Genomic DNA, 18,667 nt, shown 5'->3' on the forward strand with positions numbered 1-18,667 from the left:
CGTCCGGCAGGCCGCGACGAGGTCGCGCCTACCCTTCCCGATTCCCCATTCCCTGTTCCCGCTCTTACTTCTTATCGTCCTTCACTTCGGTGAATTCCGCATCGACCACGTCGTCGGACTTGGCCGAAGCGCCGGCGTCGCCGGCCGGAGCGTCGCCGCCCGCGTGACCGGCGCCGGCCGCGGCCAGCACCGACTGCGCGGCTTCTTCCAGCGCGCGCGACTTGGCCTCGATCTGGCCCTTGTCGTCGCCCTTCATCGCGGTCTCGAGCTCGGCGATCGCCGACTCGGCGCGGCCGATGGCCTCGCCCGGGATCTTCTCGCCGTGCTCCTTGATCGCGCTGCGGGTGCTGTGGATCAGCGCGTCGGCGTGGTTGCGCGCCTGCACCAGCTCGTGGAACTTCTGGTCTTCCTCGCGGTTGGCTTCCGCGTCGGCGACCATCTTGGCGATCTCTTCCTCGGACAGGCCCGAACCGGCCTTGATCTCGACCTTCTGTTCCTTGTTGGTCTTCTTGTCCTTGGCGCTGACGTGCAGGATGCCGTTGGCGTCGATGTCGAAGGACACCTCGACCTGCGGCATGCCGCGCGGCGAGGGTTCGATGCCGGACAGGTCGAAGCGGGCCAGCGACTTGTTGAAGCGGGCCTGCTCGCGCTCGCCCTGCAGCACGTGCACGGTCACGGCCGACTGGTTGTCCTCGGCGGTGGAGAAGGTCTGCGAGGCCTTGGTCGGCACCGTGGTGTTCTTCTCGATGATCTTGGTGAACACGCCGCCCAGGGTTTCGATGCCCAGGCTCAGCGGGGTCACGTCGAGCAGCAGCACGTCCTTGACCTCGCCGGCCAGCACGCCGCCCTGGATCGCCGCGCCGACGGCGACAGCTTCGTCCGGGTTGACGTCCTTGCGCGGTTCCTTGCCGAAGAACTCGGCCACGGCCTGACCGACCTTGGGCATGCGGGTCTGGCCGCCGACCAGGATCACCTCGGCGATGTCGCTGGCGCGCAGGCCGGCGTCGTTGAGCGCGATGCGGCAGGGTTCGATGGTCTTCTTGATCAGGTCCTCGACCAGCGACTCCAGCTTGGCGCGGGTCAGCTTGATGTTGAGGTGCTTCGGGCCCGAGGCGTCGGCGGTGACGTACGGCAGGTTGACTTCGGTCTGCTGCGAGGAGGACAGCTCGATCTTGGCGCGCTCGGCCGCGTCCTTCAGGCGCTGCAGGGCCAGCGGATCCTTGCGCAGGTCGATGCCCTGGTCCTTGTTGAACTCGTCGACCAAGTAGTCGATGACGCGCTTGTCGAAGTCTTCGCCGCCGAGGAAGGTGTCGCCGTTGGTGGACAGCACTTCGACCTGCATTTCGCCGTCGACCGAGGCGATCTCGATGATCGACACGTCGAAGGTGCCGCCGCCGAGGTCGTACACGGCCACCTTGCGGTCGCCGCCCTTCTTGTCCATGCCGTAGGCCAGCGCGGCCGCGGTCGGCTCGTTGATGATGCGCTTGACTTCCAGGCCGGCGATCTTGCCGGCGTCCTTGGTCGCCTGGCGCTGGCTGTCGTTGAAGTAGGCCGGCACGGTGATGACCGCTTCGGTGACCGGCTCGCCCAGGTAGGCTTCGGCGGTCTTCTTCATCTTGCCCAGCACTTCGGCCGAGATCTGCTGCGGCGCCATCTTCTTGCCGTCGGCGGTCGCCACCCAGGCGTCGCCGTTGTCGTGCGGGACGATGGCGTAGGGCACCAGGCCCAGGTCCTTCTGCACTTCGGCGTCGGTCATCTTGCGGCCGATCAGGCGCTTGACCGCGTAGAAGGTGTTCTTCGGGTTGGTCACCGCCTGGCGCTTGGCCGAGGCGCCGACCAGGACTTCGCTGTCCTTGGTGAAGGCGACGATGGACGGGGTGGTGCGGTCGCCTTCCGAGTTCTCGATGACCTTGGCCTTGCCGCCTTCCATGATGGCGACGCAGGAATTGGTCGTGCCCAGGTCGATGCCGATGATCTTGCCCATAGGTGGTGCTCCCTCTCTCAATGCTGGAATGTTGGGGGCGGCGCGGAACGCTGCGGGCCGCCGATGTTCGTTATTTGGGGCTCGGTGCCGGGCAGTTCAAGCGCCCGTGCCCTGCCCCTGATCGGATCGAAAACTACGCTCAGGCCCCGTTGCGCGCGCCTCTCGCGCGGCCCCCGCCGCGGCGCGCACGGAGCCCGGCTCAGGCGTCCTGAGCCACCACCACCAGCGCCGGGCGCAGCAGGCGCTCGTTGAGCAGCCAGCCCTTCTGGTAGACCTGGACCACATGGTTCGGCGCCACGCCCGGCGCCGGCACCAGGCTCATGGCCTGATGGTGTTCGGGATTGAACGGCTGGCCGACCGGATCGACCGCGACCAGGCCGTTGTCGCCGGCGACCTTGAGCAGCTGGCGCAAGGTCAGCTCCATGCCCTGGCGCAGCGCGCTGGCGTCGCCGCCGGCCGCGGCCAGACCGGCCTCGAGGCTGTCGATCACCGGCAGCAGGTCGCCGAGCAGGCGCTCGTTGGCGAACTTGCGCGCCATTTCGATATCGCGGACCACGCGCTTGCGCTGGTTGTCGAGTTCGGCGCGCTCGCGCAGCGAGTCTTCGCGCAGCTTGTTCAGCTCGGCGCGCAAGGTCTCGACCTCGGACAGGCCGGCGCCGGCGGCGGCCGGGTCCTGCGGCTCGAGGGTCAGATCGGGGTTCGGGTCGTTTTGGTTCATGCTGGTTCCTTGCGGTCGTCCGCGACAGGGCCAGCTATGGGGCCTGGGGGACGGCATTCAAGTGTTGGGGCCGGGGGAACGGCGGTGATCTGCGCCGATCGTGCGGGATCGGCGGGGAGCGTCGGGGTTTGGGGGTGGTTTTGGGACAATGGGCGGGGGCTGGGGGCTCTCGGCTCGAGGGGGCGTTTGAGCGGGGAGCCTTCATAAGCGAGCGCTCTTGGGTCGGGCTTCGGGCGGCGGGGATCAGCCCCAGGCGCTTTCGGTACGTGCGCATTCGCGTTTGAGCGGGGACGTTCGCGAGCGAGCGCTCGCGGGGACGGGCTTCGGGGTTGGGGCGGCGGGGCTTAGTCCCCTTCGGTTGGCTCAAACGCGTCCCCTAACGCGTCCGCGGCGGCCTGCACCACCGGAATGATCCGGTCGTAGGCCATCCGGGTCGGGCCGATCACCCCGAGCACGCCCAGCACCCGGCCGCCGGCGCCGTAGGGCGCGGTCACCAGCGACACGCCTTCCAGCGGCGCCAGCCCGGTTTCCTCGCCGATGAAGATGCGCACGCCCGGCGCGCGCACGGTGCGTTCGAGCAGTTGCAGGATCTCGCGCTTACGGGCGAAGGCGTCGAACAGCTCGCGCAGGCGGTCGAGGTCGGCCAGTTCCTGCACGCCCATCAGCCGGGTTTGTCCGGCCAGGACCATGTCGTCGCCGTCGGGGGCCAGCGCCTGCTCGGCCAGTTCCATCGACTGCGCCAACAGGGCCTGCATCTCGGTCTGCGCGTTGCGCAGTTCCAGCAGCAGCGAGGCGCGGATCTCGGCCACCGGCCGGCCGGCGAAATGGGTGTTGAGGTAGTTGCCCACGCGTTCGAGCTCGCCGGCTTCGAACGGGCGGCGGGTCTGGATGATGCGGTTCTGCACCTCTTGATCGGCGAACACCAGGATCGCCAGCACCCGCTGCGCGTCCAGCGGCACGAATTCGATCCGGCGGAACGCGAACTGCTCGCGCTTGGGCACGCTGACCACGCCGACGAAGTGGGTCATCGCCGACAGCAACTCCGACGCGCTGCCCAGCAGCGCCTGGGTGCCCGAGCCGGACGGCAGTTCGCTGCGCAGCCGCGCGACCTCGCCGTCGGGCAGCGGGCGCACTTGCAGCAGCGAATCGACGAACAGGCGGTAGCCCTGCGCGGTCGGGATGCGGCCGGCGGAAGTGTGCGGCGCGCTGAGCAGACCGGCTTCTTCCAGGTCGGACAGGATGTTGCGGATCGTCGCCGGGCTGACGTCGAGCCCGGCGTGCCGGGCCAGGGTCTGCGAGCCGACCGGCTCGCCGCTGTGGATGTAGCGGCCGATCAGCGCGCGCAGCAACTGGCGGGCGCGCGGGTCGAGGGCGGGGTCGTTGGCTCGGCGGTTCATGGGGGCGATATATGCGCGGTGGGGGCTGGGCGCAAGCGGGGGAGCGAGGCTGGGAATGAGGGGAACCAGGGGAATGAGGGGAATTGGGAGAACGATCGGGAGTTGAGCCCCTTTTTTGCTTGCGGATGAGGGCCGCGCCCTTATCCGCCCCTTCGGGCATCCTCTCCCGCCTGCGGGGGAGGAAAAAGAAAAGGCGACAGGCGTCCGCATTGCCGCGCCGCCGCGACCGCGCGTCATCCGCCGCCGCCATACTGTCGCCCGCCCCACCCCGTCTCACCCTCTGATCCGCCCACCCCTTACGCTCGCTCCCGCCGCGCGCCCATTCCCAGGCGCCGCCCCGCCCAGGCACAATCGCCGCCGCATGCTCGCCCATCTTTCGCTCAAGCAATTCGCCGTCGTCACCGCCGCCGAACTCAGCTTCGGTCCGGGTCTCACCGTCATCTCCGGCGAAACCGGCGCGGGCAAGTCGCTGCTGGTCGACGCGCTCGGCCTGCTCGGCGGCCTGCGCGCCGACAGCGGCGTGGTCCGCCACGGCGCCGACCGCGCCGAACTGGTCGCCGACTTCACCCTCGACGACGCCCCGCTCGCCGCGGTCTGGCTGCGCGAGAACGAACTCGACGAAACCGGCGACGGCGACGCCCCGGTCTGCCAGATCCGCCGGGTGATCCGCGCCGACGGCGGTTCGCGCGCCTGGGTCAACGGCCGTCCCGTCACCCTCGGCCAACTCGGCGAGCTCGCCGGGCGCCTGGTCGAAATCCACGGCCAGCACGAACACCAGGCGCTGCTCACCCGCGCCAGCCAGCTCGACCTGCTCGACGCCTACGGCCGCCACGAGGCCGCGCGTGAGCCGGTCGCGGCCGCCGCGCGCGCCTGGAGCGCGCTGCTGCGCGAGCGCGACGGGCTGGTCGCCCAGGGCGACGTCTCCGACCGCATCGGCTGGCTCGAACACCAACACGCCGAACTCGAACGCGAGGCGCTGGAACCCGACGCCATCGCCAAGCTCAACGCCGACCACCGCCGCCACGCCCACGCCGCCGGCCTGATCGCCGCCTGCGAAAGCGCGTTCGCGCGCATCGGCGGCGACGAAGGCCCGTCGCTGACCCGCACCTTGCAACAGGTGCGCGGCGACTTGCAGCGCGTGGCCGAGCACGAGCCGCGCCTCAACGATGTCGACGCCCTGCTCGACAACGCCGCGATCCAGATCGACGAAGCGCTGTCCCTGCTCGACCGCGTGCGCGACGACCTCGACCTGGACCCGTCCGAATTCGAGCGCATCGAAGCCAAGCTCGGCCGCCTGCACGAACTGGCGCGCAAGCACCGGGTCGCGCCGGAACAACTGGCCGCCACCCGCGACGGCGTCGCCGCCGAACTGGAACAACTGCGCGGCGCCGGCGAGCGCCTGGACAAGCTCGACGGCGAAATCGCCGGCGCGCGCGCGCAGTGGCGCGCCGCCGCCGACGCGCTCGGCCGCGCCCGCCGCGAGGCCGCCGCCTCGCTGTCGGCGCGCACCACCGAACTGATCGGCGAACTCGGCATGGGCGGCGGCCGCTTCGCCGTGGACATCGAGCCGCAGGAAGAAGACCGGCCCGACCCGAACGGCGCCGAACGCGTCGAATTCATGGTCGCCGCCAACCCCGGCCAACCGCCGCGGCCGCTGCGCAAGGTCGCCTCCGGCGGCGAACTCTCGCGCATCTCGCTGGCGATCGAAGTCGCCGCCTTCGGCCTGGACGCGGTGCCGACCATGGTGTTCGACGAAGTCGACACCGGCATCGGCGGCGCCGTGGCCGAGATCGTTGGTCAAAAGCTGCGCGCGCTCGGCGGCAGCCGTCAGGTGCTGTGCGTCACCCACCTCGCCCAGGTCGCGGCCCAGGGCCACGCCCACTACCGCGTCGCCAAGGCCGCCAGCGAAGGCGTCACCCAGAGCGCGGTGCAGGTGCTGGCGGCGAAGGAGCGCGAGGAAGAGCTGGCGCGCATGCTCGGCGGCGTGGAGCTGACGAAGGAAGTGCGGGCGGCCGCGCGGCGGTTGTTGGCCGATGTGAGTTGAGGGTTGCAGCCAGGGGAATGAGGGGAATGGGGAACCGGGAATGGTGAGGGCGCGGGTGGCCGTGCGTTCGCCGCGAGCCGGTTCGATCCGCCTGGAAGCTTGAAACCCCAGCCGCTTCGCCCACAAAAAAGCCCGCTCACGCGGGCTTTTTTCCAAGCCGGTTTCATCGAAGCCGGGATGCCGCCGGAGCCAGGACGATCACCCCATTCCCCGCTCCCTTCCTTCCCCGCTCCCGCTTCACCGCTTCTTACGCACGTACAGCACCAGCGAGTGTTCCTCGATCAGGTAACCGTGCTCGGCGGCGATCTTGCGCTGCAGCTCCTCGATCTCGGAGCTTTCGAACTCGATGATCTTGCCGGTGTCGATATCGACCATGTGGTCGTGGTGGTGGCCGCGGTCGAGCTCGTAGACCGATTGGCCGGCCTCGAAGTTGTGCTTGAGCACCAGACCGGCCGACTCGAACTGGGTCAGCACCCGGTAGACCGTGGCCAGGCCGATGTCCTCGCCCTTCTCCAGCAGCATCCGGTAGATGTCTTCCGCGGTCATGTGCCGCGGCTTGGCGCTTTCCAGCAACTCGAGGATCCGCATGCGCGGATGGGTGACCTTGAGTCCGGCGTTGCGCAGGTCCTGAGATTCCATGGGGGCGTTGTCCCTTCGATGACGTGGACCGGTGGAGCCGGCCCGGGTTAAGACCGGCTGGCCGTCGCCGCGAAGGGCGCGTTGGGCGGGCGGGCCGGAATGGCGGATGAACGCGAGGGGCCGCCCCGCGCCGCGATCCGCCCTTGGTGGGGTCGCCCTTCAGTGTATCATCGGGCCCGTTGCCTTCGACTGCCGACGACACCTCTATCCGATGCGTAAAGTCCTGCTCGTTCTCTCGCTCGCCCTGGTCACTTCCGGCTGCGGCATCATCTACAAGCAGCCCATCTATCAGGGCAATCTGCTGGAGAAGACCGCGGTCGACCAGCTCCAGGCCGGCATGAGCAAGCAGCAGGTGCAGGTGCTGATCGGCACGCCGTCGGTCGAGGACCCGTTCCACCAGAACCGCTGGGACTACACCTCGACCCAGCGCGTCGACCGCCTCGGCCACACCTCGCGCAAGAACCTGACCCTGTGGTTCGAGAACGACGCCCTGACCAAGTGGGAAGGCGACTACTTCCCCGAGCAGGACAAGGAAATCGCCGCGGCCTCGGTCAAGCAGTTCGGCCGCAACCTGGCCAAGGAAAAGGACAAGAAGAAGCGCCGCTGAGGCGCGCCTTGCCCGACCCGACGACAGCCGCCGCGAGGCGGCTGTTTCGTTTGGGGGGATCGCTTCGCGGGATGCGCTTCGCGCCGGCGTCGCGAGGCGGCCGTTTCGCTTTCGGGACGGTTCGCGGGATGCGCTCCGCATCGGCGCCGCGAGGCGGCCGTTTCGTTTCGCGGGCGGGTTCGCGGGACGCGCTTTGCGGCCGGAGCGTTCCGCCCGAGCCGCGGCCTTCGCAACGGCACGCCGACGCAACGGCCGCGCCGCGAGAGCCAGCCGGAACCGGCCTACTTCTTCTTGAGCGGCCGCTCCTCGGCCCGTCGCCGCCGCGCTTCCTTGGGATCGATCTGCAGCGCGCGCAGCAGCTCGACCCGGTCGCCGTCGCGCAGCGCCGTGCCGGCGTCGGCGTGCACGCCGAACACCGCGTAGCCGGCGGTCTGCGCATCGCCGTCGAAACCCGCCGCGGCCACCGCTTGCGCCACCGTCGCGCCCTCGTCCAGCTCCAAGGCGACCGCCTCGAACCGGCGCGGCCACGCGCGCACCACTTCGATCTTCACGCAGGCCTCCCGCCGGCGGCCGGACCGGCCGCGCCGACCGGCGCCGCCGGCTCGGCGCCGCGATCGGCGACGCGGACGAAATCGTCGACCATGCGGTCGGCCAGGCTCTGGAAGCCCAGCGCCATCGCCGGCCCCAGCAGCTTCACCGCCGGCTCGAATTCCAAAGTCAGCGTGACCTTGCACGCCGACTCGTCCAGCGCATGGAACTCCCAGCGGCCGCCGAGCTTGCGGAACGGCCCGTCGACCAGCTTGAGTTCGATGTGGTGCGGCGGCGACAGCGTGTTGTGGGTGGTGAACCACGTGCGCAGCGCGCCCAGCCCCAGATCCAGGCGCGCGACCATGTGCGCGTCGTCGGCTTCCAGGATCTGCGCGGCCTCGCACCAATCGAAGCGGCGCGGATAGGCGGCGACGTCGTTGACCAGCGCGAACATGCGCGCGGCGGAGTGTTCGACCAGGGCGGAGCGGCGGATGGTAGGCATCGTTCTCGCTAATTGGGATCGCGGCGCGGGTTTCAACCGGTGTCGCCCGGATCGCCCGCATCGGCAACGGCGCGCGTCGCCGCGAGGCGATTCTCGGCGATTCCGGGCCGGCAAAGCGACCCGGCGCCGCTCCCGCCCCGCCGGCCGGCTACTCAAACCGCCTCCGGATCGGAGACAATCGCCGCATGGCCAAGACAAACAACAAGACCGCCAAGGATAAAGGAAAGGGCGGCGCTGGCGGCACCATCGCGCAAAACAAGCGCGCCCGCCACGAATACCACCTGGAAGAGAACTTCGAAGCCGGCCTGTCGCTGCAGGGTTGGGAGCTCAAGTCCATCCGCGCCGGACGCGCCAACATCACCGACGCCTACGCCGTGGTGCTGCGCGGCGAGCTGTACCTGATCGGCGCCCAGATCGTCCCGCTGATCTCCGCGTCCACCCACGTCGTCGCCGAGGAACGCCGCAGCCGCAAGCTGCTGCTGCACCGGCGCGAGATCGACACCTTGATCGGGCGGGTCCAGCGCGACGGCTACACCGTGATTCCCACCTCGCTGTATTGGAAGGGCAACAAGGTCAAGGCCGGGCTGTCGCTGGCCAAGGGCAAGCAGAGCCACGACAAGCGCGAAGCCAGCAAGGAGCGCGACTGGGAGCGCGAGAAGCAGCGGGTGATGCGGCGGCACAACCGCGACGCGTGAGCCCGGCGGCCGCGCGCGGCGCGGTCGCGGGCGGACGGTATCGGCAAGCGAATTCGGCGGCGGCGCGGGCGACGCGCTCGCTGCCGTTTTCGTGCGCGTGGGTGCGCGGCGCCCGGGATCGGGGTTATCGATGCGACGAGGGCTCTGCCGGCCGGCGTGCGCAGGCCTTCCGCGATGCGTTCGCGGTTAGCGGAGCGTCGCGGTCGCGGCTTACGCCGCTCCTACATGGGCTGTCTGTACGCGTCGGTGCGGGGTCGGCGCTATCGATGCAATCGGGGCGCTGCCGGCCGGCGCGCGCAGGCCTTCGGCGATGCGTTCGCGGTTGGCGAAGCGTCGTGGTCGCGGCTCGCGCCGCTCCTACAGGGAGCCCATGTAGGAGCGGCGCGAGCCGCGACCGCGCAAATACGAACGCCGGCGAAACCCGCGGCGAACCGCGCACGCAACCGCCCTCACCCGCCGTGCGCACCGCCCGGCAACGTGAAATAGAACGTCGCTCCCTCGCCCTCGCGCCCCTCGGCGCGGATCGTCCCGCCATGGCGCTCGACGATGCGCTTCACCGACGCCAGCCCGATCCCGTGCCCGGCGAAATCCTCGACGTTGTGCAGGCGCTGGAACGGCCGGAACAGCTTGTCGACATACGCCTGCGGGAAGCCGGTGCCGTTGTCGCGCACGAAGAACTCGCGGCCGCCGCCCGGCGCCTCCGCGGTGCCGAACTCGATCGCCGCCGGCTCGCTGTCGCGGGTGAACTTCCACGCGTTGCCGAGCAGATTGCCGAGCAGATTGCGCAGCAGCGAAGCGTCGCCGACCACGCGCAGGCCCGGCTCGATCCGCACCTGCACCGCGCGCTGCGGCTCGCCCATGCGCAGCTCCTCGATCAATTCGCCGGCGAAGCGGCTCAGATCGACGTTCTCGTGCTTGAGCTCGCTGCGGGTCAGGCGCGACATCTTCAACAGCGCGTCGATCAGATCGCCCATGCGCGCGGCGGCCTTGCGCACCCGCGCCAGATAGCTGCGGCCGGACTCGTCGAGCCGGTCGGCGTACTTCTCGCCGAGAATCCGGCTGAAGCCGTCGATCGCCCGCAACGGCGCGCGCAGATCGTGCGAGACGCTGTAGGCGAACGCCTCCAGTTCCTGATTGGCCTGACTGAGCTCGCGCGTGCGCAGCGCCACGCGCGCCTCCAGCGTGCGGTTGAGCGCGTGCACGCGCGCTTCCGCGCGCAGGCGCTCGGTCACGTCCTCGACCTGGACCAAACCGGTGATGTCCTGCCCGACCTTGCCCGGCACCGGCGAATACGTGAGCTGCACCTGCCGCGCCACGCCGTGCTGGCGCAGCAAGCGGCGGGTGGCGCGGTGCACGCCGTCCTCGTCGGTGCGCGGCTCGTCGTGCGCGTGCGCCTCGCCTTCCTCGTCCTCGAGCAGGCTGTCGAAACGCTGGTCCAGCAACTGCGCGCGCGGCAGGCCGACGATGTTGGCCAGCGCCGGATTGGCGTCGACGATGCGGCCCTCGCTGTCCAACAGCGCCTTGCCGATCGCCGAATACTGCATGGCGCTGCGGAAGCGCGCCTCGGAGCGGCGGAAGTCCTCGGTCATGCGCAGCGCGATCTGGCGCGCGCGCGACTCGGTATGCGCCAACACCAGAGCGATGCCGTACAGCAACAGCGCGGTGAAGATGCCCAGCGCGAACATGTTGCGCAGGCCTTCCATGCGCGGCACCGCTTCCTCGATCGGCGGGGATTCGTACTCGATCCGCCAGGTGCGCCCATAGACCTCGAACGTGGTCTTGTGCAGGAACGCCGCCGGCTGCGCCGGCTTCGGCCCCGCGGTCTCGAACAACAAGGCGTTGCCGCCGCCGCTTTCATCGTAGATGCGGAAACGCAGATCCCCATGGCCGTCGTCCAGCGAGGTCTCGACGAACTTCTGCAGGCGGAACGGCACGTACACCCAGCCCTGCATTTCGGCCCGGCGCAGGCTCGGGCTCTGCGGCCGGCCGCCGCCGAGGTACACCGGCAGCACCAGCAGCAAACCGGTGCTCTTGATCCCGTCGTGCTTGTCCTGCAGCAGCTGGATCTGGCCCGACAAGCGCGCCTGCCCCGACTCCAGCGCGGCCTCCATCGCCGCGTGGCGCACCGGCTCGGCGAACATGTCGTAGCCGATCACCTCGACGTTGGCCGCGGTCTTGGGCTCCAGATACAGGATCGGCCCATACACCTCGCGCTGGCCGAACGGACGCACCGTCAGCAAGCCGTAGCCGGCGTCGCGCCATTCGCTCTGCAACTGCACCAGCAACCGCTGCGGCACGTAGCCGGTGAAGCCCAGGCCCAGCGTCGAGGGAAACCGGCGCTGCAGGTTCATGCCTTCGACGTACGCCTTCCACTGCGCCGCGGTCGGCCGCTGCACCGAGGCGAACAGCGACACGCCGCCGCGCGCGACCAACTCGTAATTGACCATGCGCTGCTGCAGCAGCTCGGTGACCTGCGTGGTGCGGCCGATGAACTCGGCCTGGGCCGAACGCTGCTCGCGATCGCGCGCCACCCGCCACGCGGTGAACACCAGCACCAGGGCGACGATAAACACGATGAACGCCAGCACGTAACCGCGCCGCGGCATCAAACCGGAGACATCGGCGTAATCCGGCGCGGAGTCCGGTTCGTTCGGCGGAGCGGCGCGGGCGGCCGGATCGGTCGTCGTCATCCGCCCAAGCATACAAGCCGCACCCGGACAGGCCCATCGCGGCGGCTACACGCCACGCCCGCCGCGCCCGGCCGCTGCGCTAATCCCGCGGCGCCTCCTCGATCATCAAGCGGTTGATGCATTCGAGTTGATCGAGCGCCGCGCGCCGGCACAGCCGCGCCCAATGCCCCGGCATCGCCACCGCCACGCCGTTGACCCGCTGCTGCCACCTCGCCACATCCATCTCGTCGGCCGCCTGCAGCAAGGCGCGGCCGTTGCGGTCCGCGCGCCGCGCCAGCCACGCGCGCGAGGCGCGGCGCATGCCCCACCACCAACCGCCCGCCATCGACAAGCCGACCAGCAGGCCGGCCAGCGCCGCCAGCATCAGCCGCGAACTCGCGACCGGGGCGCCGATCGCGGCGGCCTCCACCACCGCCGCGATCACGGCGCCCCCTGGGTCAAGGCCAGCAATTCGGCCGCTCCGACCCGGAACCCGCAGGCCCGCACCATCCGCAGCGCCCGCTGCCGGGTCGAGACATAGCCGCGCGAACGCATCTTGCGCAGCATCGCCGCCGACACCCCGGCCGCCTGCGCCGCCGCGCGCACCGTCTCGAAACAGGCGATATAGCGTTCGATCGGATTGGGCCGCTCGCTCGGCGGCGCCCGCCGCCGGTCGTGCCCGCTATCACCGCGGGAATCGTTTTCCACCGCACATTCGACCTGCGATTCGGCCGCGTTCGTGACGCGGCTTCCGTTTTGCGGATTCTGTCGCGAGGCCGTGCCCCGTTCGCGCGCGCGGTCGCGGCGCCCATCCGCCCAGGTGTTGCCGTTGCTGCGATTCAGCCCATCCATGGCCCATTCCTTGTCTGCATCCGTGCCCGCTCAAACTACCATCGCAAATTGCTCTTTTCAACAAGCAAAAAGAGTGATGTTTTGGCACGAGAATACGCAACAATGAGTTGCGCTCTCTTTTCGCCCCGGCCGCGGCCAGGGCTCGAAACCGGCGCCCACGTTCTAGCCCTGCAGGATGCTCCGGCGAGACCTATGACCAACGCGCCTCATCAAGAATTCGCGAACCGGCTGCACCAGGCCCTGGATTTCTCCGGCTTCGCCAAGGGACGCGCCCGCACCGGCGCCCTGTCCTCCTATTACGACGTCAGCCGCGAGACCGCGCGCAAATGGCTGGTCGGCCTGGCCCTGCCCGAACTCGAGCGGATGCTGCAGATCGCCGTGCAGCAGCACGTCAGCTTCGAATGGCTGGCCACCGGCCGCGGCACCATCGAAGGCAAATCGCTGTCGGTGCGCGAGAACGCGGCCAAGTACAGCGATCCCGACGAGCTGCGGCTGATGGGCCTGATGCGCAAGCTCTCGCGCAAGAAGCGGCGCGCGCTGATCGAGTTGCTCGACGGCAACTGAGCCGTTTCGCGGGCGGGTTCGCGCCGTCCCGCCTGAGCATCGCCCCACCGCCGCATGCGCCGGGCTTGAGAACCGGCGCGCAGCCCCTATACTGAACAGGTCAGCGATACATGCAGTTCCCGGGGGTGCACTGGCTTCGACGGGGGTCGCGAAATCGCCTGGCGCATGCCGAGGGGGTAGCTTTCCTCGTAAATCCAGCTGCAAAACTCTAGTTGCCAACGACGACAACTACGCTCTCGCCGCTTAAGGCGTAAGCCCCGAAACTGCTTGTGTCCGTGCTCGCAGCGTAGGGTCACTATCACGGAATCGCCGGGAGCGGCCGCCTGCCAGCTCCCGTTCAACCTATAGCAGGCTGGTCCTTGGATGCGCTTCGCGCGCCGTGCTGTCCCGGGACGAGATCTAACGGAGCGCTAAGCATGTAGTGCCGGGGATGGAGTGCCTTCGGACGGCGGTTCGATTCCGCCCACCTCCACCAACAAGCCGCTCTTCCCGGAGCGCAGAACAAGCCGGAGCCCCGCAACGGGCTCCGGCTTTTTCGTTTTCGCGCCGCATGCGCGGGTTCGCGCGAGCGCCGCGTCGCATTTTTTGCCCGCATCGATCGCGCCGTCCGCGCCGCTGCGGATCCGTGCGCGCGGTTGGCTATCGATAACATGCGGCACGTCAAAGTCGAATATGAACGCGGTCGCGATAATGACGCGGCCGGCCTTTGCACAGGCCCGCTTCCCCGGCGGCGGCGCTCGATCGAGCGGCCGCGCGCCCATCGCGCCCTCCCCCAGCGGCACAACGCTACAAGAGACACGCACACCATGCCCCAAAACAATCAAGCCATGCAGCTGGACGAGAAACGGATGTACCGGATCTTGCTGGACAGCGAGACATCGATCTACCCGGACAAAAAGCTCGCGAAAGCGCTGGGCGAAGAAAAAATCAAGCTTGCGGCGTTCAAGAACCACGACCTGAGCGACGATCTGAAGGAGTCGCTTTGCGCGGTGAAGAGCGACAAGACCCGGGTCGCGGTGCTGTCGGCGCTGAAGTTGACCGACAAGGAAGTCATCGAGAAAAAGATTTCGCAGACCTTCCGCCGCGAACACGACGGCGCCGCGGACGTCGCCGAAATCGTCAACAGCGATCTGTTCAAGGACCGGGTCAAGACGCCCGTCGCGCCGGAGACGGCGATGGACAAGATGGCCCAGATTTCCAGCGAAAATCTCCAGCGACTGCGCGATCAGCGCGACGACTACAGCAAGCAGCTCCACGCCATCCCGCGCGGCGCGCAGTACGCGGAGCTCGCGGCGAAATTCCACGACATCGCGGCGGAGAAATACCGCAATGGCGACGCCACCCACGCCACCAACACCGCGGTCGCCAACAACATCCTGTGCACCAGCGATCGCGGCCACATCCGCGATTTCGCGGCGTCGGTGTCCAACAACAAGGAAACGGGCGCGAAGCTGACCAATACCGCGGAAACCAATACCCGCCTGCTGAAATCCCACGACTACGTCTTCTTCAACGTCTATCCCGACCTGTACGACGACAAGAAGAACGAATTGCGCGGATCGACCCGCTACCTGAAGAGCGAGCCGGGAATGAAAGATTCCAAGGAAGCGCCCGACGCGCGCTCCTATTCCTACACCCTGCCCGACCTGATCAAGGACGCCAAGGGCCCGGTGCTGATCGCGCTGCGCGATCCGGTCTATCCGGCCGGCGGCACCACCTCGGGGTCGGAAGAAATCAGCAAGCGCCTGGGTCAGGGCATCGCCGAAGCCGGCAACTACACCCAGTCGCCGGGCAAGGCGGTGCGCGACATCGGCACGGTCAAGGACGTCTACGAATCGCACCAGAACTTCTTCGTCGGCAAGGACGCGGTCGAAGCGCTGGCCCTCAACGCGCAGGTCGGCGTCCTGAAAACCTTCGTCGGCATGCGCGGCCTGTCGAACAACGATCCGAACCGCTACACCGACCAGGAACTCCAGTTCCACGGCAAGGTGAGCGGCGCGGTCAACGGCGATGTACACAAGCCGCACGACGACAAATCGCAAGCCGCTTACCGCGACGACAAGACCCTGGAGGTGCTGAAGATGTACCAGTACCCGCAGCTGATGGTCTCCGGCTCGGTCAACATCGACAAGGCCGTCGTCTTCGATCCCAAGCAGCACGCCAGGAACGCCGAGCAAACCGCGACGTCTACGCAGCAGCAAGAACAGGCGCGGACGCAGGAAAATCGCCAGGCGATGCGGATGTAAAGCGCCGCGAGCCGGAGGCCGCGCCGCGGCGTCCGGTTTTTCGGCGCGGCAACGAAACAGGCCGGCATACGCCGGCCTGTTTCGTCGAGGAACCTATCGTCCGGCCGCCGCGCCCTCGCGGGGCGTCGCGCGCGGACCCGTCGCGAGCGGCGAGCGCTTACTCGTCCTCGCCTTCCTCTTCGTCTTCTTCCTCTTCTTCGTCCTCGTCTTCCTCGTCCTCATACGGCAGACCCAACGAGTACCGCAGCCACGGCTCGCCGCCGGCCTTGGTGCCGGGGGCCACGGCGAGGACGACCCAGCCGTCCTGCAGGCGCTGGTTCACTTCCTGCACGTCGTCGATTTGCACCACTTCACCGATGGTTTCCAGATCCACGTGTCGTTCGCTCCTGAGTGGGAGCGCGAAGCATACGGCAGGCGGCGGCGCGCGGTAAGGCGGCCGGCGGCGCTCAACGCGTTGCGGTGTTCGCGGGTTGCGGCGCGGGGTCTTCGCATTGGCGCTTGAGCGCGGGCAAGGCCAGTTCCCAGTAGTAGGTCAAGTGGCCGTAGATCGCGTAGTCGGACAGGTTGCTCAAGGTCAGCCGCAGCTGCGTGCCGGCGCCGGCGGGTTCGAGGTCGAAGCGGAAGACCGCGTGGTGCTCGGGCGCGTCGGGCAGCGCGCGGCGCGAAAGCGAACTGTAGTGGGTGTATTCGAGCAGAAGCGGCGGCGCGAACGCACGCACGCGGCCGGTGTTGACGAAGCGCAGGCGGCCGTGGAGCGTGCCGGCGATGCGGATCGGGCCGTCGACGCGCCAGTCGGTGTCCAGCTGCAGCGGTTCGTCGGACATCCAGCGCGGGGCGAGATCGCGGTCGGTGAGCGCGCGCCATACCGCCGACGGCGGCGCGGCGATGTCGATGCGCTTGATCACCGGATCGGGATAGTCGGCGGGAGTGGGCTGCATGGGCGATGGCGCGTGGGAGGGTGCATCATCTTGCGCCGATGCGCGGGCTCGGCAAGTGCCGTGCGCTGGACGGAGCATCGCGGAAAAGGAGCGGTAAAACGCTCCATCGGACTGGAGCGTTTTTCCGTCGATGAAGCTCACCGCGATGTCGATCTAAACCGCCGCGACCGGCCGGCCGAACGAACGCTCGTCGCCCGATCGCGAACCCAACGCCCCACCCCACCGCGCCGCTACGATTTCGCGCAGCTCTCGCCCTGCTTGTCGGCGTACCAGATCGATCGCCGCGCGCGGTCGTAGGCCATATCGGCCGAACGCGGCAGCAACTGCTCGGCGTTGACCGGATCGGCGCCGCTGGCGTAGGCGCGCTCGATCCGCTGCAGCTCGTCCAGCCCCGACAAGGCCGGCACCAGCCATTGCCGCAACCGTTCGATTCCGCAGCTGGCGCGGCGCGTTTCCAGATCGCCGATGGCCGCGCGGATGCGCGCGCTGGCGTCGCCGCGCAGCCCGGGCGCGCGCTCGAACGCGATCGGCGCGGCCTTGTAGGCGTCGCCGGTGGCTTCGCTGCCCAGATCGGAGGGGCGCTCGTGCAGCGCGGGATTGAAGCGCACCGGCGGCGGCGGCCGCGCCACGACTTCCTGCACCTGTTTGCGCCCCGGCAGCTTGTCGGCGATTTTCTTCAGGCGTTTGTTGAGGTTGTTGACCAAGGCCTCGCCGAGGGTGCCGTCGCTGACCCAGCCGCCCTGCGGCGGAATCGGATTGACGCGCTCGAACGCGTTCTTGACCTTGAGCGCGTTGGGGTCCTGGTCGCTGCCCGGGATGTAGGTCTTGCGCTTCATCGGGTCGAAGTCGGGATTCGCGGCGAGCGCGACGCGGCCTTCGGCGGTGTAGAGGCGCGCGGAGGGCGCGGGTTTGTCCGGCGCGGTTTTGCCGGTCGCGGATTTATCGGGTGCGCTCTGGTTGTCCGCGACGCGCGCGGCGGCCGGCGCGGGCGTCGTCGGTGCGGTCGACGCCGTCTTCGTGCGCGGCGCCGGCGTGAGCGGCGGCGATGTTTCGCGTTGCGGCGGCGGCGCCTCTTCCGCCGTCGCCGGCTCGGGCTGCGCGCGCGGCGCCGGCGCGATGCGTTCGATCAACACCACGTCCAATTCCGGCGCGGGCGGCAACGGCGGCGGCACGCGCAGCAGCAGCCAGGCCATGAACGCGGTCGACGCCAACGCGACCGCGGCGGCGGCGAGGCGTAACGGCAATTCGGGCGATGACTCGTCGGCGTACATGCATCCTGCTCGGAAAACCGCCGGCGACGCACGCGGCGCGGCGCTCGCGGCCGACTGGGCGGGCACGAGCGCTCGCCGGCGCGCTGCGGCTGCGGCGAAACGGACGCGGGCCGCGCGCTGCGCGATCCGCGGTCCCGGTGCGCGGCGACGGGGGCCGCGGCGAAACGCCGGCGATGAAGAACGCAGTCGCGAAGAGCGCGCTCGTTCGAGCGCGCCGGTCGGCGCGCGTCGAACCGAACGCGCTCGCGAACCTCGCTTCGCGATATCACTCGGGCGCAAGCGCGCAGTGAACCGCATCCGCGACGCTCGCGCTTGCGAACACCGCACCGGCGATGCCGGCGGCTCGCTGCGCGCGCGGATCGGGTCGAGGCGACGATAGCGAGGCGCCTGGGCGCAGGAGAATTAAATTTCCGTTGCTCGCGCGACGACGGCGAGAACGGTGTAGCTCGCGTTCACGAAGCGGCGACGCGCGCCGTCGTGTTGGTGCGCGAATGCCGGCCGCGCGCGTCGCGCGGCCGACTCGTTCGCCGCGCTCAGCGGCGGCGGAACGCCGGCACCAGCGCGCCTTCGGCGAGCTTGCCGCTGGCCTTCCACACCACCGTGCCGGGCGGGAACTCTTCGCTGCGCGCGTACGCGGCGACTTGCGCGCCGAGCACCTTGGTCGCGGCGGCGCTGGCCGGGTTCCAGGCGAACACGCCTTGCTTGCCGTACCAGACCACTGGCGTGGTGACGTCCAGGCGGGTGTCCGGGCACAGCGCGTAGCCGCGCGATTCCAGCACCTTGAGCGCGGCGGCCGGCACCGCCAGCACGCCGGGGCGGGTGCGCGCGTCGGAATGCTCGGGGCAGGTCTCGGCCGAACGCGCCAGCGCGGCGGTGTAGGCCGCGTTGTCCTTGGCCGGCGCGGCACGGCGCTTCTGCGCTTCGGCGTGGGGGGCGAGGATGAGCAACAGCCCCAGGCTGGATCCGAGGATGCGCGACTTGCAATTCATGACGACTCCGAAAGCGAAACGTGA

The 18,667-nt window shown here is 69.1% G+C and carries 19 protein-coding genes and 1 other RNA gene; 7 read left to right on the plus strand and 13 right to left on the minus strand.

Annotated features, from left to right (window positions below):
* Positions 1–64 precede the first annotated feature (64 nt).
* The 3 genes from dnaK to hrcA form a co-directional block, all read right to left on the minus strand.
* Positions 65–1,984 carry a molecular chaperone DnaK gene (gene dnaK, locus J5226_RS18415; RefSeq protein WP_215835959.1) on the minus strand — a complete coding sequence of 640 codons (1,920 nt, stop codon included), beginning with the start codon at positions 1,982–1,984 and terminating at the stop codon, positions 65–67.
* A 199-nt stretch (positions 1,985–2,183) separates the two neighbouring features.
* Positions 2,184–2,759, minus strand: a complete 576-nt coding sequence (gene grpE, locus J5226_RS18420) for a nucleotide exchange factor GrpE (RefSeq protein WP_345778187.1) — start codon at positions 2,757–2,759, stop codon at positions 2,184–2,186.
* A 287-nt stretch (positions 2,760–3,046) separates the two neighbouring features.
* The gene (hrcA, locus tag J5226_RS18425) at positions 3,047–4,099 is read right to left on the minus strand and encodes a heat-inducible transcriptional repressor HrcA (protein ID WP_215835961.1); all 1,053 of its coding nucleotides are present in this window, start codon (positions 4,097–4,099) and stop codon (positions 3,047–3,049) included.
* A 361-nt stretch (positions 4,100–4,460) separates the two neighbouring features.
* Here hrcA and recN point away from each other — a divergent pair, with 361 nt between their 5' ends.
* Positions 4,461–6,143 carry a DNA repair protein RecN gene (recN, locus tag J5226_RS18430; RefSeq protein ID WP_215835962.1) on the plus strand — a complete coding sequence of 561 codons (1,683 nt, stop codon included), beginning with the start codon at positions 4,461–4,463 and terminating at the stop codon, positions 6,141–6,143.
* Between the two features lie 237 nt (positions 6,144–6,380).
* Here recN and fur read toward each other — a convergent pair whose 3' ends face one another.
* Positions 6,381–6,782: a ferric iron uptake transcriptional regulator gene (fur, locus tag J5226_RS18435; RefSeq protein WP_091801269.1), complete on the minus strand. Its 402-nt coding sequence runs from the start codon at positions 6,780–6,782 to the stop codon at positions 6,381–6,383.
* Positions 6,783–6,993: 211 nt separating this feature from the next.
* Here fur and bamE point away from each other — a divergent pair, with 211 nt between their 5' ends.
* On the plus strand, positions 6,994–7,389 hold the full coding sequence (bamE, locus tag J5226_RS18440) for an outer membrane protein assembly factor BamE (protein WP_215835963.1): 396 nt from the start codon (positions 6,994–6,996) through the stop codon (positions 7,387–7,389).
* Positions 7,390–7,670: 281 nt separating this feature from the next.
* Here the strand turns inward: bamE and J5226_RS18445 are convergent, their stop codons facing one another.
* Together J5226_RS18445 and J5226_RS18450 are read right to left on the minus strand one after the other, a co-directional pair.
* The gene (locus J5226_RS18445; protein WP_215835964.1) at positions 7,671–7,940 is read right to left on the minus strand and encodes an RnfH family protein; all 270 of its coding nucleotides are present in this window, start codon (positions 7,938–7,940) and stop codon (positions 7,671–7,673) included.
* Positions 7,937–8,419, minus strand: a complete 483-nt coding sequence (locus tag J5226_RS18450; RefSeq protein WP_215835965.1) for a type II toxin-antitoxin system RatA family toxin — start codon at positions 8,417–8,419, stop codon at positions 7,937–7,939. Before J5226_RS18450 ends, J5226_RS18445 begins: the two co-directional genes overlap by 4 nt.
* 185 nt (positions 8,420–8,604) lie before the next feature.
* On the opposite strand from J5226_RS18450, the gene smpB reads away from it, so the two are divergent.
* Complete coding sequence (gene smpB, locus J5226_RS18455; RefSeq protein ID WP_215835966.1) at positions 8,605–9,114, plus strand: SsrA-binding protein SmpB; 510 nt, start codon at positions 8,605–8,607, stop codon at positions 9,112–9,114.
* Between the two features lie 449 nt (positions 9,115–9,563).
* Here smpB and J5226_RS18460 read toward each other — a convergent pair whose 3' ends face one another.
* The 3 genes from J5226_RS18460 to J5226_RS18470 form a co-directional block, all read right to left on the minus strand.
* Entirely contained in the window at positions 9,564–11,804 is a 2,241-nt protein-coding gene (locus J5226_RS18460; protein WP_215835967.1) for a CHASE domain-containing protein, read from the minus strand.
* A gap of 79 nt (positions 11,805–11,883) precedes the next feature.
* On the minus strand, positions 11,884–12,228 hold the full coding sequence (locus tag J5226_RS18465; RefSeq protein ID WP_215835968.1) for a hypothetical protein: 345 nt from the start codon (positions 12,226–12,228) through the stop codon (positions 11,884–11,886).
* Positions 12,225–12,635 carry a hypothetical protein gene (locus J5226_RS18470; RefSeq protein ID WP_215835969.1) on the minus strand — a complete coding sequence of 137 codons (411 nt, stop codon included), beginning with the start codon at positions 12,633–12,635 and terminating at the stop codon, positions 12,225–12,227. Before J5226_RS18470 ends, J5226_RS18465 begins: the two co-directional genes overlap by 4 nt.
* Before the next feature lie 192 nt (positions 12,636–12,827).
* Between J5226_RS18470 and J5226_RS18475 the strand changes: the two genes are divergently transcribed.
* From J5226_RS18475 to J5226_RS18485, 3 genes are all read left to right on the plus strand, one after another.
* Positions 12,828–13,199, plus strand: a complete 372-nt coding sequence (locus J5226_RS18475; RefSeq protein ID WP_215835970.1) for a helix-turn-helix domain-containing protein — start codon at positions 12,828–12,830, stop codon at positions 13,197–13,199.
* A gap of 121 nt (positions 13,200–13,320) precedes the next feature.
* Positions 13,321–13,674, plus strand: a transfer-messenger RNA (tmRNA) gene (ssrA, locus tag J5226_RS18480).
* Positions 13,675–13,834: 160 nt separating this feature from the next.
* Positions 13,835–15,445, plus strand: a complete 1,611-nt coding sequence (locus tag J5226_RS18485) for a hypothetical protein (RefSeq protein ID WP_215835971.1) — start codon at positions 13,835–13,837, stop codon at positions 15,443–15,445.
* Between the two features lie 157 nt (positions 15,446–15,602).
* Here J5226_RS18485 and J5226_RS18490 read toward each other — a convergent pair whose 3' ends face one another.
* The 3 genes from J5226_RS18490 to J5226_RS18500 form a co-directional block, all read right to left on the minus strand.
* Positions 15,603–15,818: a hypothetical protein gene (locus J5226_RS18490; protein ID WP_215835972.1), complete on the minus strand. Its 216-nt coding sequence runs from the start codon at positions 15,816–15,818 to the stop codon at positions 15,603–15,605.
* Positions 15,819–15,891: 73 nt separating this feature from the next.
* Complete coding sequence (locus J5226_RS18495) at positions 15,892–16,383, minus strand: SRPBCC domain-containing protein (protein WP_215835973.1); 492 nt, start codon at positions 16,381–16,383, stop codon at positions 15,892–15,894.
* Positions 16,384–16,613: 230 nt separating this feature from the next.
* Positions 16,614–17,219, minus strand: coding sequence for a hypothetical protein (locus J5226_RS18500; protein ID WP_215835974.1), 606 nt, complete (start codon positions 17,217–17,219; stop codon positions 16,614–16,616).
* 73 nt (positions 17,220–17,292) lie between these two features.
* Here J5226_RS18500 and J5226_RS18505 point away from each other — a divergent pair, with 73 nt between their 5' ends.
* Positions 17,293–18,033, plus strand: a complete 741-nt coding sequence (locus J5226_RS18505; protein ID WP_215835975.1) for a hypothetical protein — start codon at positions 17,293–17,295, stop codon at positions 18,031–18,033.
* 154 nt (positions 18,034–18,187) lie between these two features.
* Here J5226_RS18505 and J5226_RS18510 read toward each other — a convergent pair whose 3' ends face one another.
* Positions 18,188–18,643 carry a hypothetical protein gene (locus tag J5226_RS18510; protein WP_215835976.1) on the minus strand — a complete coding sequence of 152 codons (456 nt, stop codon included), beginning with the start codon at positions 18,641–18,643 and terminating at the stop codon, positions 18,188–18,190.
* Positions 18,644–18,667 lie beyond the last annotated feature (24 nt).

It is taken from the genome of Lysobacter sp. K5869 (assembly GCF_018847975.1).
Lineage (GTDB): Bacteria > Pseudomonadota > Gammaproteobacteria > Xanthomonadales > Xanthomonadaceae > Lysobacter.